Origin of the sequence: Streptomyces sp. CA-135486 (genome assembly GCF_050936555.1) — a bacterium.
In the GTDB taxonomy this organism is placed as follows: domain Bacteria; phylum Actinomycetota; class Actinomycetes; order Streptomycetales; family Streptomycetaceae; genus Streptomyces.
Map to the genome: position 1 here is coordinate 3,354,951 of NZ_JBNJMM010000002.1, position 14,142 is coordinate 3,369,092.

Annotated in this window: 13 protein-coding genes; 2 read left to right on the forward strand and 11 right to left on the reverse strand. The window is 70.0% G+C overall.

Annotated elements, in window-relative coordinates; translation table 11 throughout:
* Window positions 1–204: 204 nt before the first annotated feature.
* The 4 genes from ACQEVG_RS34925 to ACQEVG_RS34940 form a co-directional block, all read right to left on the reverse strand.
* Window positions 205–2,130 carry a transglycosylase domain-containing protein gene (locus tag ACQEVG_RS34925; RefSeq protein ID WP_432991408.1) on the reverse strand — a complete coding sequence of 642 codons (1,926 nt, stop codon included), beginning with the start codon at window positions 2,128–2,130 and terminating at the stop codon, window positions 205–207.
* Window positions 2,131–2,199: 69 nt separating this feature from the next.
* Window positions 2,200–3,444, reverse strand: coding sequence for a sensor histidine kinase (locus ACQEVG_RS34930; protein WP_432991410.1), 1,245 nt, complete (start codon window positions 3,442–3,444; stop codon window positions 2,200–2,202).
* Between the two features lie 2 nt (window positions 3,445–3,446).
* Window positions 3,447–4,166 carry a two-component system response regulator CseB gene (gene cseB, locus ACQEVG_RS34935; RefSeq protein ID WP_432991412.1) on the reverse strand — a complete coding sequence of 240 codons (720 nt, stop codon included), beginning with the start codon at window positions 4,164–4,166 and terminating at the stop codon, window positions 3,447–3,449.
* Entirely contained in the window at window positions 4,163–4,861 is a 699-nt protein-coding gene (locus ACQEVG_RS34940) for a hypothetical protein (protein ID WP_432991414.1), read from the reverse strand. The genes cseB and ACQEVG_RS34940 overlap by 4 nt, the downstream gene beginning before the upstream one ends.
* Window positions 4,862–4,933: 72 nt before the next feature.
* On the opposite strand from ACQEVG_RS34940, the gene ACQEVG_RS34945 reads away from it, so the two are divergent.
* A complete protein-coding gene (locus ACQEVG_RS34945; protein ID WP_432991416.1) occupies window positions 4,934–5,131 on the forward strand; it encodes a hypothetical protein in 198 nt (65 codons plus the stop codon).
* A 225-nt stretch (window positions 5,132–5,356) separates the two neighbouring features.
* Here ACQEVG_RS34945 and ACQEVG_RS34950 read toward each other — a convergent pair whose 3' ends face one another.
* Window positions 5,357–6,094 (reverse strand): VOC family protein, encoded by a 738-nt coding sequence (locus tag ACQEVG_RS34950; protein WP_432991418.1) that lies wholly within the window; start codon window positions 6,092–6,094, stop codon window positions 5,357–5,359.
* Between the two features lie 371 nt (window positions 6,095–6,465).
* On the reverse strand, window positions 6,466–6,948 hold the full coding sequence (locus ACQEVG_RS34955) for a hypothetical protein (protein WP_432991420.1): 483 nt from the start codon (window positions 6,946–6,948) through the stop codon (window positions 6,466–6,468).
* A 326-nt stretch (window positions 6,949–7,274) separates the two neighbouring features.
* On the opposite strand from ACQEVG_RS34955, the gene ACQEVG_RS34960 reads away from it, so the two are divergent.
* The gene (locus ACQEVG_RS34960; RefSeq protein ID WP_432991422.1) at window positions 7,275–8,024 is read left to right on the forward strand and encodes a dienelactone hydrolase family protein; all 750 of its coding nucleotides are present in this window, start codon (window positions 7,275–7,277) and stop codon (window positions 8,022–8,024) included.
* A gap of 103 nt (window positions 8,025–8,127) precedes the next feature.
* On the opposite strand, the gene ACQEVG_RS34965 is transcribed toward ACQEVG_RS34960, so the two are convergent.
* From ACQEVG_RS34965 to ACQEVG_RS34985, 5 genes are all read right to left on the reverse strand, one after another.
* A complete protein-coding gene (locus tag ACQEVG_RS34965) occupies window positions 8,128–8,919 on the reverse strand; it encodes a hypothetical protein (protein ID WP_432991424.1) in 792 nt (263 codons plus the stop codon).
* Window positions 8,916–10,538, reverse strand: a complete 1,623-nt coding sequence (locus tag ACQEVG_RS34970) for a serine/threonine-protein kinase (RefSeq protein WP_432991426.1) — start codon at window positions 10,536–10,538, stop codon at window positions 8,916–8,918. The genes ACQEVG_RS34965 and ACQEVG_RS34970 overlap by 4 nt, the downstream gene beginning before the upstream one ends.
* 225 nt (window positions 10,539–10,763) lie before the next feature.
* Entirely contained in the window at window positions 10,764–12,485 is a 1,722-nt protein-coding gene (gene araD, locus ACQEVG_RS34975; protein ID WP_432991428.1) for an L-arabinonate dehydratase, read from the reverse strand.
* Window positions 12,482–13,393 carry a dihydrodipicolinate synthase family protein gene (locus ACQEVG_RS34980; RefSeq protein WP_432991430.1) on the reverse strand — a complete coding sequence of 304 codons (912 nt, stop codon included), beginning with the start codon at window positions 13,391–13,393 and terminating at the stop codon, window positions 12,482–12,484. The genes araD and ACQEVG_RS34980 overlap by 4 nt, the downstream gene beginning before the upstream one ends.
* Window positions 13,390–14,034, reverse strand: coding sequence for a GntR family transcriptional regulator (locus ACQEVG_RS34985; protein WP_432991432.1), 645 nt, complete (start codon window positions 14,032–14,034; stop codon window positions 13,390–13,392). The genes ACQEVG_RS34980 and ACQEVG_RS34985 overlap by 4 nt, the downstream gene beginning before the upstream one ends.
* Between the last annotated feature and the right edge of the window lie 108 nt (window positions 14,035–14,142).

The following is a 14,142-nucleotide window of genomic DNA, read 5'->3' on the forward strand; positions in this document are numbered from 1 at the left end:
CTACGGAGAGGGGATGCCCCGGACGGCACTTGAGCCTCCTCCGCGCCGGCGCCGCACCCTGCTGCGCCAGGCGCACGGCGAGGGGCTCAGCACCGCCGAATCGGCTCTCATGACCGAATGGCTGGACCGGCTCTCGAACACCCCGTGGCCCCGGTGCCGCAGGACTCGGCCGTCGAGGAGCCGAGCCCGCGGGCGTGAGACGAGTCAGCGCGGCTCCGCTCCGTACAGTGCCCGCTTGGTGTAGGTGCCCCAGATCAGCGCGGGGTACCCTTCGCCGATGTTCTTGAGGGTCACCTGTTTCTGAGTTTTCGCGTCCTCGCCGAAGCGGCCGATCGCCGTGACGAGGTCGTCGGCGGAGCCGATGAACCACTCGGCCTTCCTGTCGTCCGTACGGCCCGAGGTCGTCGTCCCGGCTTTCTCTGCATCGGCCGCGAACGTGGGATCGCCCAGGTCGCGTCGGCCGAGGGTCCCACTGAGGTACGAGGTGACAAGCTCGGCGGTCTGGGAGGTGATCGCCTGCTCGCCTATCGCACTGCGCAGCTGGGTGCGTTCGCCGTCCCGCTCCGCGGACTTCACGATCGACGGGGTGACCTTCTTGCCGTCGTGGCGGAAGGAGGCGTAGGCGCCTGCCAGTTCCATCGGACTGGCTCCCATCAGCCCCAGCGACGACGCCTCCGGCGATGCGAATTCGTCCTTGCTCACGTCCATGCCGAGCGCCTTGGCGGTCTGCTGGACGTTGTCGTCCGTTGCCGACAGGCCTGACGGGTCCTCGTCGTTCTCGGTCTTGGCCTGCATGGAGGCGGCCATGGCGATGGGCCCGAAGGTGGGGCCGGCCTGGTAGTCGGAGCGGGTCGCGTTGCTGACGTAGTGGCGCAGATAGTCGCGGCCGCCGTAGAGAGCGACGATTCGGCCGGACTTCGGGTCCACCGATACGGCTCCGGCCTGCTGGTTGGCGTCGGCGGCCGCCGCCCCGGCCACCTCGCCCGACTCCGACTCCGACCCCGATTCCGGTTCAGGCCCCGCCACACCGCTGAGCCCCGAGGCGACGGCCTGCTCCAGCGCTCGCTGCTTGTCCGGATCGATGTTGAGAGTGATGCGCCAGCCACCGCCCGCCAGCTCCTGTTCGCTGACGCCGGAGGCCATCAGCTCACGCGTGGCGGCATCCACCAGATAGCCGGTCCGACCGGAGAGCCCGGACGCCGGCGCCGGCGCCGCCGGTACGGGGAACTTCATCGCCTGCCGCTTCCCCCTGTCCAGCCAGCCCTCCTCCACCATGTTGTCGAGTACGTAGTTCCAGCGCGCCGTGACCAGCTGCTTGCCTTCGGGACTCGCGATGGCCCAGTCGTACTGGCTGGGAGCCTGCAGCAACGCGGCCAGATACGCGCCCTGTTCGACGCTCAGCTCCTCGACCTCCCGGTGGTAGTAGGCGCGCGATGCGGCCTGCACGCCGTAGGCGAGGCGTCCGTAGTAGCTGCTGTTCAGGTACCCGGCGAGGATGTCGTCCTTCGAGTACTGCCGGTCGACCTTGAGGGAGATGACCAGCTCCTTCACCTTGCGGCTGACGGTCTGCTCCTGGCTCAGGTAGTAATTCTTGACGTACTGCTGGGTGATGGTCGAACCGCCCTGCTTGCCCTCGCCGGTGACCGTGCTGACGATGCCGCGGGCGGTCCCGGACAGTGAGACGCCGGAGTCGCTGTAGAAGTCCTTGTTCTCCGCCGCGACAAAAGCGCGCTGCACATCCTCGGGCACCCGGCTGAGCGGGACCGTCTCCCGGTTGATCTCCCCCGTGCGGGCGAGGCGGCTGCCGTCGCTGAACAGAAAGACATTGCTCTGCGCCTTGGCCAGTGCATTGGCCTGGGGGATGTCGATGGCGACGTAGAGGACGGTGAAGCCTCCGATCAGCAGGGCGATGACGCAGATCAGCGCGGTGAGTGCCTTCCGCCAGCTGAGGAAACGGCGGATTCCGGTCCGCTTCGGGGCGGGAGCCTTCCGCCGGCCCCGACGCGCGAACCGGCCCTCGCGGACCGTCCCTCTCGCCTCTGTGGGTGACCACGCCTCGCTTACCTCGTTGCTGATCTCGCTCGCCTTCTGCCGATCCACCGTCCGGTTCGGACTCCAACTGGTGCGCATGGCGCCATCCTCAGCGCCGAAGGTCTTCATAAACGCAAAGGGAGACATCGGCTGGGCCTCGGAGATGTATCAGCCGTGTATCGGACGCTCCGGTTCCGGGAGATGGAGGGTGGCGTGTGCACCGCCGCCGGGGGCGTTGGTGAACTCCAGTGCCGCGCCGATGACTTTGGCCTGACCCAGGGCGATGGTCAGCCCCAGGCCATGGCCCGTGCCGCGTTCGCGGGCGCCCGTACGGAAGCGCTGCGGCCCGTCCCGCAACAGCGAGTCCGGATAGCCGGCACCGTGGTCACGTACCGACACGGTCCTGCCGTCCGCCGCCACAGCGACGGTGACCGGAGCGAGGCCGTGCCGGTGTGCGTTGACGATCAGATTGGTGAGAATGCGCTCCAGCCGGCGTGGATCGGTCCACACCGTCGTCGTTCCGTCCGTGCCGTCCGCGCAGACGAGTCGTACGGACAGGCCGGTGCGGGCGGTGATGTCCTTCACCAGGAGGCCGAGGGGGCAGGGCGAGAGGTCGGCCTCTTCCGCGCCGGTGTCGAGCCGGGAGATCTCCAGCAGGTCCTCGACCAGCGCGGCAAGGACGCGCACCCGGTCGCGGACATACCCGGCAGCCTCGTCCCCCTCGGGGAGCAGTTCGGCGGCGGTGACCAGGCCCATCAGGGGCGTACGCAGTTCGTGGGCCACATCGGCGGTGAACCGCTGCTCGCTGCGCAGGCGTTGCTGCAGGGCCGCGGCCATGGTGTCCACGGCCGTGGAGATCTCGGCGATCTCGTCGCTGGGGCGCGCCGCGGCATCGATACGGGCGTCGAGGTCTCCGTCGGCGATTCGCCGCGCCGTGCCCGCGGCCGTACGAAGGCGCCGGCTCATCCGCCCCGCGCTGATCACACCGAGCGGCAGCACGGCCGCGGTGGTCAGGGCCCCGGCCCAGGCGATGGTCGCGTCGAGTGCGCTGATGTCACGCAGGGTGATGGTCATGTCGACCTGTACGGACAGCACTTGCTCGCCGGCGGGGCGGGCCGCCCACATGGCCGGACCGGCGGGACCCGTCGCGTACTGCGTCCCCTGCCGGCCGCGGGCCGCGAGGTTGCGCAGCCCCGCGGGCAGTCCGGGCGCGTCGAGCACGGCACCGGTGCCCTGCACCGTCCCGCTGCGGGTATAGGTGATGGCGGCCCGGTCGAGGGTGGTGCGGGCCGCCTCGCGGGCCTGGGACATCTCCCGGTCGCGGGAGGCGTGGTGGACGAGTACGCCGACGGCGACAGCGACCGCGCAGATGGCGGCGGCGACAAGGGCGGCGATTCGCCATCTCAACGGCATGGTCAGCGCCGCAGCTTGTAGCCGAAGCCGCGGACCGTTTCGATCCGTTCGGCGCCGATCTTCGCCCGCAGCCGCTGCACATGCAGATCGACGACACGAGTGTCGCCGTGCCAGGCGTGGTCCCACACGCGGCTGAGCAGCGTCCTGCGCTCCAGTACGACACCGGGCGACCCGCCGAATTCGAGAAGCATCCGCAGCTCGGTCGGGGTGAGGGCGAGCGGCTGTCCCGCGCGGTGGACTTCCATGCCACGGGTGTCGATCGTCAGGTCCCCGAACGTCATGGTGGCGGTGTCGGCGCCGCCCGCGTCCGCGGGGGAGGGGGTGAAGGAGGCGCGACGCAGCAGTGAGCGGATACGGGCGACGAGCACCGCGCTCTCGCACGGCTTGACGACATAGTCGTCGGCACCCGCTTCAAGGCCTGACACGACGTCGAGGGCGTCGCCGCGCGCCGACATCATGAGGATGGGGGCAAGGCTCAGTTCGCGGATACGGCGGCAGAGTCCGATGCCGTCGAGCTCCGGGAGCATGACATCGAGCAGCAGGAGATCCGGGCGCCGTTCGCGGAAGATCTCAAGCCCGGACAGTCCGTCGGCAGCGGTGGAGACGGTGAAGCCGTAGCGCTCGAGAAGCATCCGGACGGTGTTGCGGATGACCTCGTCGTCCTCGACGAGCAGCAGATGGGCCTCGGCGGCGCTGCCGGGCAGGGCGGGGGGAGAGGTCATCGGTCCGTCCTGGTAGTGGGGAGCGGTGACGGACTCGCCACGGTGCGGGGCTGGTCCTGTTGCACGGCTGCGGTGAGGACATTGCCGTCCCACCGGTAGCGGGTGGTGAAGCGGCCGTCGTTGCCGGTCGAGGTGAGAACCAGATCGCGCCCGAAGGTCTCGCCGGTGAGCCCGAGCGGCCCCCAACTGATCAGCACCGGCCGCACCGCGGTGCCGAAGGCCCCGTAGACCTGGATCAGCGTGAGCCCGGCCTCCTGCGCATCCAGCGCCACCACCAACTCGTCCTGCCCGTCCCCGGTCAGATCCCGGTAGACGGGCCGGCGCAGCCCGCAGTCGGGACCGGGGCAGTTCTCCATCGCGGCCTGCACCAGCGGGGGCACATTGGGGTCCTTCTCCAACAACTCCTTCACGGCTATGCGTTTCAGCCCGGCCGCGGGCACCTCGACACCCTTGATGCTCAAATACGGACGGTCGGGGCCGGTGGGCGTGGGTGTGGGCGGCGGGGCGTACTCCGGCCACAGCGGCGACGCGCTGGTGGGCGGCGACAGTGTGGGCGCCGGACCCCCGTCCCGTGCGCCGGCCTCCGCGGCACATCCGCCCAGGCCCACGACTGCCGCGCAGGCGGCGAGAGCGGTGATGAGCGTCCGCCTGCGGTGGTTCGGAGCGGTGCGGGGAGTGTGGGGGATGCGGAGCATAGGCGTATCAGCGTACCGGCGGGGGCGGGCGGGGCTGAGGCTGGACGTCCGCATGCTCGCGGGGCAGTGAAAGTGGCCCACTCGATCCTGGGGGGCGCTCAGTACGACATGGCCCAGACGGCCGACGAGTTCCTGGCGGGCGCGAACGCCTTCATCGTCGGCTGCCTTGCCGACATCGGCGCCGCGCTGCTGGCCGTCGTCGTCGTGCAAAGGCTCACGCGTATGCAGCTCACCAAGGCGGTGCGACAAGCGGAACAGGCCGCAGTATGACCCCCCGGGGGGCGGGCGGACTCGCGCGTCACCGCGACGGCCCCGACGGAGGGCGACGAGCGTCAACAAGTTGAGTGTTGTGGTTGGCGAGCGAGCTGATCTCGCCCCCCTACACGCAAGCTCTCAGCGCCCGAATCGACCGAGAGGCCGCAGCCCAACCCACCCGGGGTCATGGCGCATGATGCAGACAGGGCTCACGTGTCAGGGTGACGTCAAGGCTCCGCGTCAGGACCGGGCGAGGACGCAGAACTCGTGGCCCTCCGGGTCGGCCAGGCACGTCCACGGGACGTCGCCCTGGCCGAGGTCGAGGTCGGTGGCGCCGAGGGCCCGCAGCCGGGACACCTCCGCTGCTTTGTCGTCACCGGGGTCCGGCACCAGGTCAAGATGGACGCGGTCCGGCACCGTCTTCACGCCGGTGCGGAGGAACTCGAGATACGGGCCGACACCCTTGGCGGAGCGCCACACCGCGTGATCGTCGGTCACCTCGTGCAGGGTCCAGTCCATCGCCTCGTCCCAGAACCGGGCCATGGCCCGCGGATCCGCGCAGTCGACCACCACCCGGGCGATCGGCCCGGTGTCCCGGTAGATCTCCCGAGGCTCCAGCACGCAGAACTCGTTGCCCTCCGGGTCGGCAAGGACCGTCCACGGCACATCGCCCTGGCCCACGTGGGCAGGCGTCGCACCGAGAGCCTGGAGGCGGGCGACCAACTCCGCCTGATGGGCCGCAGAGGTGGTGGCGAGATCGAGGTGCACACGGTTCTTTGTCGTTGTCTTGGGTTCCGGGACGGCAATGACGTCGACGCAGACGGTGACCGGGTCCAGCCAATCGAAGCCGACGGGTTGAGCGGCGGTCGCGCCGGGTTCCTCGCTGGTAACACGCCAGCCGAGCGCCTCCGCCCAGAACCGGCCGACCGCCGAGTCATCAAGAGCCTTTATGTTCACCAGGACAGGTCGCAGTGTCATGCCGGCGATCCTATGCAGCCCCTCTGGCGCAGGCCCGGCAGGTGGCCAAGAACGCCGACGTGGCGACGTACGCCGACGCGGTGTCGGGGTACGCCGCCCTGGGAGCGTGGAATGGCGCCGAACGGCACCGGGCGACACCGGATGGCGTCAAGCTGCGCCACTGTGATGCCATGCGATGTTGCAAGGGAGTAACCTGCCCCCGCCTCGCGGTCTGCCACTGGGCCGAGCCCACCCGAGGCGGCATGATCGGGCCCGCCCCGCCTAGCCAGAGCATGCGGCTGCCACGGTGTGATCGTCTCGCCCCAGGAAGTGGCGCCGCTGCGACGTCCGCTGGGCCCGGAGCCGTTGATCGTCACGCCGGGAGCGCTCGTTCAGCCGGGCAGCGCCGATGATGGGCCCGGCTGAGGGCCGTCACCGTCGTAGGCGGCCAGCGCGGCCAGACGGCTCTCCATCAGCTCGCGCAGATCTTCGGGCGTCAGGTGCTCGTGCGCCAGCTTCACGCTTGCCCTGCCCTCCACGTCCGCCCACGCCTGCCGGGCGCGTTTGTTGGCCACGCGCCTGGCATCGCTCCGCAGGAAGCCGGCCCCGGCCGCCAACCCGGCAGAGGCCAGGGCGAGCAGCGCCGCGGGGACGCGTGCGTCCGCCGTGGCCAGTCCGGCGGCGCCGGCCACGCCCGCGAGCAGAGCCGCTGGGAAACCCAGCACGATGTGGGCCCTGTTCCAGAATTCGGCCCTTCGATGGGCCAGTGCCTTCTGTTGCGCCGCTTCGTCGTGCAACCGCTCGATCTCGGCGCGCAGGCGACGCGAGGGCTCGTCCGGGGCGAGTCGCGTGGATCCGTCGGCAGGAGTGGCCATGCCTGAAATTCCAACACGGTTGCGCCTGGGGGGACTTGGTTCGGTAGTGACAGGCTTGCCGGGCGCGAATGGTGGGCTCTCGCCAGAACCGTCCGCCCTCGAACGCGGTCACCTTGCGTATGCAGCACCACAGGCGTAGCGCTGTCCCTGCTTCCGGTGGTGAGTTGTCGCTGGATGTGCAAACTTCAATGCGTTTGGTCAAAGCCCTGCGGGTGCTTGAGGGGGTAGGCGAAGATCGGTTTTGGTGGGCATCGCCACCATCCGTGTTGACCTCAACCCTGATAGAGGCTGTGCACTGGCATCAGTCCAAGGAAGGAAGATCCGCCATGCCCACCAAGACGCTGCAGATTCCCACCACGGACGGCCAGGCCGACGCTTTCGCGGCCTTCCCCGACCGTGGCGAGCGGCGCCCGGGGGTGCTGCTGTACATGGACGCCATCGGCGTGCGGCCCGTGCTGCGGGAGATGGCCCGCGAACTGGCCGAGCACGGGTACTACGTGCTCGTCCCCAACCTCTACTACCGGCACGGCCCGGCACCGGTGATCGAACTTCCCGAGCACATCGGAGCAGAGATCCGGCCCGCGGTCTTCGCCCAGCTGATGCCCTTGATCGAGGCGCACACCACCGAACGTGCCCTGCGCGACGCCGACGCCTACCTCAGGTTCCTCACCACCCGGCCTGAGGTCAGCGCCGGACCGGTCGCCGTGATCGGCTACTGCATGGGCGCCGTCCTGGCGATGCGCACCGCAGCGGCCCACCCCGACCAGGTGGCCGCCGTCGCCGGATTCCACCCCGGCCCCTTGGTCACCGACGCGCCCGACAGCCCGCACCGCCTCGTCCCCAAGCTCACCGCCCAAGTCCACCTCGGCCTCGCCGAAAACGACCTGACGCCCGAGGCCATCAGCGAGCTCAACCAGGCCCTGGACGCCGCAGGTGTCGGCTACACCTCCGAGATCTACCCCGGCACCGTCCACGGCTTCACCATGTCCGACACCGACGCCTTCAACCCCTCCGCACTGCAGCTCCACTGGGACCGCCTGCTCCCCCTCCTCGACCGCACCCTGGCCAACGGCTGAGGCTCCGGCCCGGAAACCAATCCTGAAGTACCCGGCTCCGGAGTCCGGTGCACTGGGCGGAGAAGGCCGGAACCACGGCGGCGTACGCCGGTTGAGGCGGCAGTCAGGCGCAGCGGTAGGTGACCTGCGCGGCGGCCGTGTGCGCGGAAGGAGAGACGATGCGCAGTTCCGCCGCGGCCCGGTACTCGCCGCGGCCGTGGAACGTCCACAGCAGGTGCAGGCGTGCCTGCTTCTGGCCGCGCGTCAGCTTCTCGCGCAGCAGGCCCGAGGTGGTGCCGTCGCTGCGGATCCAGCGGTAGGTCACGGTGCCCGGCCGGCCGTTGGTCTTCACCACGCCCACCACATCTGCCGTGCCGTCGCAGCCCGGCCCCTCCGTGGAGGTCTGCACGGCCACGTTCTGTACGGCCAGGGCAGGTCCGTAACGCTGCCAGGCGAGGAAGACGAGCACGGCCAGGAGTACGGTGCCGGCCAGGGTGTACCGGCGCAGTCCGCCGCGGCGGCGTTCGCGGGGCTGCTCCGGACCGTCGGACTGGCCGGCCAGTGTGCCGTGCCAGATGGCGGCGGTGGTGTGGTGGGGGACTCGGCCCGCGACGACCGCGGTCACTCCCGGGCCGAAGCGGAGGACATCGCCCTCCACGCGGTCGGGTGCGACGTCGGCCGGCTGTCCGCCCTGGACCAGGGTGGCCTTCTCCGTCGCCGGCTCCGGCTGCCGCAATGTCTCCGGCTCCGGCCGCTCGAACCAGTGGCTGCCCAGAGCGGTCGCGCTGTACCCGTCGCTTTCGGCCTCGCCGTGAGCACGGTCGGCGGACAGACGCGCGGTGATCTGGTCCGGCACGTGCTCGTGCTCGTGTGTGCGGTCGTCGTCGCGGTCGTGGGGGATTCGTGGATCTCTCATGAGATGGTGCACCGCCGGGTCAGAATCTGCTGCGAGGAACTGCCGTTCGCGGCGGTTGGGATCGTCGTCGCCCGTACGCCCCAGTAGCAGCCCTGGCCCTGGAAGGTGTGCTTGAGGCCGATCGTGTACTGCGTCGCGCCGCTGCGTTCGAAGGTCTCCGTGCCGTCCGGCGTACCCAGTGCGCCCTTTTCCTGGCCGGTGAACCAGGTGACGACGATGGTCACGGGACCGGTCCCGTCCGTGGCGACGTCGATGGTCGCTGCCCCGCTCGTCGTACTCGTCTGCCGGAGGCTTGTGACGGATACGGACTTCACGCTCACAGCGGGCCTACTGGGTGCGGAAGGACTGGGCTCGGTCGACGGAGCGGAGGTTGACGGAGTCGGCGGGGAAGCGGGCGTCGAGGACACCGTGGGTGTGGGCGTGGTGGGCCCGGCGGTCGCGCTTGCCGAAGGAGAGGGCGAGCTGCTGGCGGAGGCGCTTGCCGACGGTGACGGGCTCGCGGATGCGGACGGGTCGGAAGGTGCATCGGTGTCCGTGCCCGGTACGGCACTGGTGGTGGCGAGGCTCTGAGCCGTCGCCTGCTTCGGGCCGTCTCCGGTGGCGTTCGCGGCGACTGCGACCATCACGGCCACCACCAGCGCGGCGACGCCCGTCAGAATCCCTCGCAGGCCCGGCTTCCAGCTGCCGCCCCAGCCGCCCGCGCCGCCGACCGTGGTCGTCGCCAGCTCGGTGGTCCCGGCGGCCTGGCCCCCGGCGGAGGGGAAGAGCAGCGGCAGCAGGGCGGCTAGCGCGGCCAGTTTCCGCTGGCCCCGTTCTTCCCAGTCCGGGCCGTACGCGGCCTGCGCGATGTCCTCCAGTTCGGCCACGAACGCCGCCGCGTTGTCGGGCCGCTCCTGCGGCTCCTTGGCAAGACCGCGCCGGATCAGGGGTCGCACCGGCTCCGGAGCGTCCTGATCGGGAACGGGTGCGCTGATGTGCTGCAGTGCCAGCTCGGCGAAGTTCTCACCGTTGTACGGTTTGCGGCCCGTCAGACACTCGTAGAACGTCGCGGTGGCGGCATAGACGTCGGCCGACGGCGAAGCGGGCTCACCGTTCCATTGCTCGGGTGCCATGTACGCGGGAGTGCCCGCCACGCCGGGCGTCGTGCCACGGCCCGCGGCGATGCCGAAGTCGACCAGCTTGGACGAGCCGTCCGCCGCGACCAGGACGTTCTCCGGCTTGTAGTCACGGTGCACCACGCCGGCCCGGTGCGCGGCGGCCAGTCCCAGCAGCGATCCCTTGAGTACGACCAGCGCCGCCTCCGGGCCGGTGGCACCCTCCTGGCGCAGCAGCGCGCGCAGCGCGATGCCGTCGACCAGCTCCATCACGATGGCGGCGCCCTGCGGCGCTTCGACGTACTCGTACAACCCCACCACATGCGGGGAGTCCAGCCCGCCGAGCAGCCGGGCCTCCGCCCGGAAGTCCCGGACGAAGCCGGAGTCCGTCCGCAGCCGCTCGCTGAGGTATTTGACGGCCACCGGCGTGCCGGTCGCGTCATGGACGGCCAGGACAACATGCCCACTGCCGCCCGAGCCCAACTCCCGGGTCTCGGTGTACCCGGGCACTGCCCATGCGTTCATCACGCCCCCCTGGCGCTGCTTCCGGCGGGGGACTGCCCACAGCCGTACATCTATGACCGCCGCACGGTAGCCCACGTCTTGTCCTCATGAGGGACACATTTCCGTTACGACTGGTTCCCGGGCCGGCATGAGGGTGGCGCTGCGTCCGGTGTCGGCAGGGGTGTGTTCACGCCGATTCAAGATCATGCGGGTGCGCTCTGATCGCGGCATCCGCCGTCCGGTGGCTCAGCCCGCGTACGGGTCGGGGATCTTGCCCCGTCTGGCCAGGAACTCGAAGTCACAGCCCGTGTCGGCCTGGGTGATCTGCTCGGTGTAGAGCGCTCCGTATCCGCGCTCGTACCGCTCGGGCGGCGGCGTCCAGGACGCCCTCCGTTCCGCCAACTCATCTTCGGGCACGCTCAGTTGGAGGGTGCGTGCCTCGACGTCGAGAGTGATCGGATCTCCCGTCCGCACCAGGGCGAGCGGTCCGCCGACGTACGACTCGGGGGCGATGTGCAGCACGCAGGTGCCGTAACTGGTGCCGCTCATCCGGGCGTCGGAGATCCGCACCATGTCCCGGATGCCCTGTTTGAGCAGGTGGTCGGGGATCGGCAGCATGCCGTACTCGGGCATGCCCGGGCCGCCCTTGGGGCCGGCGCCCTGGAGCACCAGCACATGGTCCGGGGTGATGCCGAGCTCCGGGTCGTTGATGGTGCGCTGCATCGTCCGGTAGTCGGGGAAGACCACGGCGGGTCCGGTGTGCTTGAGGAGACGGGGCTCGGCGGCGATGTGCTTGATGACCGCGCCGTCGGGACAGAGGTTGCCGCGCAGGACCGCCACTCCGCCCTCGTCGGCGAGGGCGTGGTCACGGGTGCGGATCACGTCGTCGTTGTGTACGAGGGCTCCGGCGAGCTGTTCGCGCAGCGTGTCGTGCGCGACGGTGGGCCGGTCCAGATGCAGCAGATCGGTGATCCGGGAGAGGAATCCCGGCAGACCGCCCGCAAAGTGGAAGTCCTCCATCAGATAGCGGCCGCCGGGGCGGAGGTTGGCCAGTACCGGGACGGTACGGGCGATCCGGTCGAAGTCGTCGAGCGTGAGCCGTACACCCGAGCGTCCTGCCATGGCGATCAGATGGATCACGGCATTGGAGGACCCGCCCAGGCCGAGCACGGTCGTCACGGCGTCCTCGTACGCGTCCCGAGTGAGCATCCGGGACAGCCTCAGGCCCTGGCGTACGAGTTCCACGATCCGTATCCCGGAGGCCGCGGCCATCCGGTGATGACCGGAGTCGACGGCCGGGACGGAGGAAGCCCCGGGCAGGGTGACGCCCAGCGTCTCTGCCGCGGCGGTCAGCGTGGCGGCGGTGCCCATCGTCATGCAGTGGCCGGGGGAGCGCGCCAGACCGCTCTCCAGCTCCGCCATCTCGCAGTCGCCGATCAGCCCGGCACGCTTGTCGTCCCAGTACTTCCACATGTCGGTGCCCGAGCCGAGGACTTCGTTGCGCCAGTGGCCTGGCAGCATCGGTCCCGCCGGCACGAAGACGGTGGGCAGGTCGACGGATGCGGCGCCCATCAGCAGCGCGGGTGTGGACTTGTCGCAGCCGCCCATCAGCACCGCTCCGTCGACGGGGTAGGAGCGCAGCAGCTCCTCGGTCTCCATCGCCAGCAGGTTGCGGTAGAGCATCGGGGTCGGCTTCTGAAAGGTCTCGGAGAGTGTGGAGACCGGGAATTCGAGCGGGAACCCCCCGGCCTGCCACACGCCCCGCTTCACGGCCTGGGCCCGGTCCCGCAGATGGACATGGCAGGGGTTGATGTCCGACCAGGTGTTGAGGATCGCGATGACCGGCTTGCCCAGGTGCTCCTCGGGGAGATAGCCGAGCTGGCGGGTGCGGGCCCGGTGACTGAAGGAGCGCAGCCCGTCCGTGCCGTACCACTGGTGGCTGCGCAACTGCTCGGGCCGCAGCGTCATACCCCCCACCCGGCCACCAGTCCGGCGACCGCCGCGCGATTGCCTTCGGGCAGGGTGCGGCTCGGCGGACGGATGTCGCGCCGGCAGAGACCGAGCGAGGCCAGTGCCTCCTTGACCACCGTCACATTGTCGGCGGACTGGTGGGCGGCGCGCAGTTCCTCGAACGGACGGATCCGTTCCCAGATCTTCATCGCTGCCGGGTAGTCCCCGGTGTGGAGTGCGGCCAGCAGGTTCAGCGAGACGGCGGGGGAGACGTTGACGAGACCCGAGGTGAAACCGGTGGCTCCGCTCGCGAAGTAGGAGGGGGCATACAGCTCGGCGAGGCCCGCGACCCACACGAACCGGCCCAGACCGGCGTCCCGCGCGAAGGCGGCGAACCGCGCGGCATCCGGCACGGCGTACTTCACCCCGATGACATTGGGACACAACTCCCCGAGCTCGGCGAGGCGGTCACCATCGAGCTGCGGATTGCGGATGTACGGGACGATGCCGAGCTCCGGCACGGCATCGGCGATCGTGCGGTGATAGTCCGTCCAGCCGTCCTGCGAGACATACGGATGGACGGGCTGATGCACCATCACCATCGCGGCCCCCGCGGCGCGGGCGTGCTCTGCGGCTGCGACAGCGGTCGGCAGATCGAGGCCGATACCGACCAGAACCGCGGCCCTCCCGCCCACCTCGTCGATCGTCAACTCCGTGACCGTGCGCCGCTCTTCGGGGCTCAGGGCGTAGTACTCCCCGGTGTTGCCGTTCGGCGTGACCGTGCGCACGCCGTTGTCGAGAAGGCGCCGCAGCAGCGCGCGGTGAGCGCCGGTGTCCAGGGTGTCCTCGGCCGTGAAGGGCGTGACCGGGATTGCCACGACATCGGCGAGCGCGTACCGCTGGGACGTGAAATCGGGGCTGCTCATACTTCTGCTCCTTCAGGAAACGCCCGTTGTACGAAGCCGGCGATGTGCTCCTGCAGGGCGCGCGCCGCGCAGTCGGCGTCCCCGGCCAGCGCGAGCCGCAGAATCTCCCGGTGCTGGGCGGCCTCTTGCTCCCAGGACGGCTCGGCGGCCCAGGCCACGGCGGAGACGAGGGCCGCCTGGTCGCGCACCTCGTCGAGCATCCGGGCGAGCAGCGGATTGCCGCACGGCAGATACAGGGCACGGTGGAACTCACGGTTGGCCAGCGAGCGTTCGGCCGGGTCGGCCGCCTCGTCCGCGCTGATGAGGGCGGACCGCGCGGGCTCCAGCGAGGCCCGGCGATTGACGGTCCGCCGCAGCGCCTCCGGCTCCAGCAGCAGCCGTACGTCATACACCTCGCGCGCCATGGCCGCGTCGACCATGCGCACGGTGGTGCCCTTGTACTGGCTCATGACGACCAGGCCGGTGCCCGCCAACGTCTTGAGCGCTTCCCGTACCGGTGTCTTCGACACCCCGAACTGCGCGGCGAGTTCGGTCTCGACGAGAGCCTGGCCGGGGCTCAGTCTGCCGGTGAGTATGCCGTGTTTGATCGCTTCCAGTACGAACTGGGTGCGGGAGGGGATCGGAGTCGGGACGAAGGCCATGAGCGCTCTCAGATCTCGCGTATCACGTCTCATATATGACGTACGAAATGCATCGCGGTGAAGCTAGAGCCGTGCCCGTGGTTCGTCAATGCTTCGCGCAGCAGCCGC

What these genes read in the sequence shown, in the direction of transcription:
- ACQEVG_RS34925 (WP_432991408.1), bottom strand. Translation starts at nt 2,130, where the DNA reads ATGCGCACCAGTTGGAGTCCGAACCGGACGGTGGATCGGCAGAAGGCG.
- ACQEVG_RS34930 (WP_432991410.1), bottom strand. Translation starts at nt 3,444, where the DNA reads ATGCCGTTGAGATGGCGAATCGCCGCCCTTGTCGCCGCCGCCATCTGC.
- cseB (WP_432991412.1), bottom strand. Translation starts at nt 4,166, where the DNA reads ATGACCTCTCCCCCCGCCCTGCCCGGCAGCGCCGCCGAGGCCCATCTG.
- ACQEVG_RS34940 (WP_432991414.1), bottom strand. Translation starts at nt 4,861, where the DNA reads ATGCTCCGCATCCCCCACACTCCCCGCACCGCTCCGAACCACCGCAGG.
- ACQEVG_RS34950 (WP_432991418.1), bottom strand. Translation starts at nt 6,094, where the DNA reads ATGACACTGCGACCTGTCCTGGTGAACATAAAGGCTCTTGATGACTCG.
- ACQEVG_RS34955 (WP_432991420.1), bottom strand. Translation starts at nt 6,948, where the DNA reads ATGGCCACTCCTGCCGACGGATCCACGCGACTCGCCCCGGACGAGCCC.
- ACQEVG_RS34960 (WP_432991422.1), top strand. Translation starts at nt 7,275, where the DNA reads ATGCCCACCAAGACGCTGCAGATTCCCACCACGGACGGCCAGGCCGAC.
- ACQEVG_RS34965 (WP_432991424.1), bottom strand. Translation starts at nt 8,919, where the DNA reads ATGAGAGATCCACGAATCCCCCACGACCGCGACGACGACCGCACACAC.
- ACQEVG_RS34970 (WP_432991426.1), bottom strand. Translation starts at nt 10,538, where the DNA reads ATGAACGCATGGGCAGTGCCCGGGTACACCGAGACCCGGGAGTTGGGC.
- araD (WP_432991428.1), bottom strand. Translation starts at nt 12,485, where the DNA reads ATGACGCTGCGGCCCGAGCAGTTGCGCAGCCACCAGTGGTACGGCACG.
- ACQEVG_RS34980 (WP_432991430.1), bottom strand. Translation starts at nt 13,393, where the DNA reads ATGAGCAGCCCCGATTTCACGTCCCAGCGGTACGCGCTCGCCGATGTC.
- ACQEVG_RS34985 (WP_432991432.1), bottom strand. Translation starts at nt 14,034, where the DNA reads ATGGCCTTCGTCCCGACTCCGATCCCCTCCCGCACCCAGTTCGTACTG.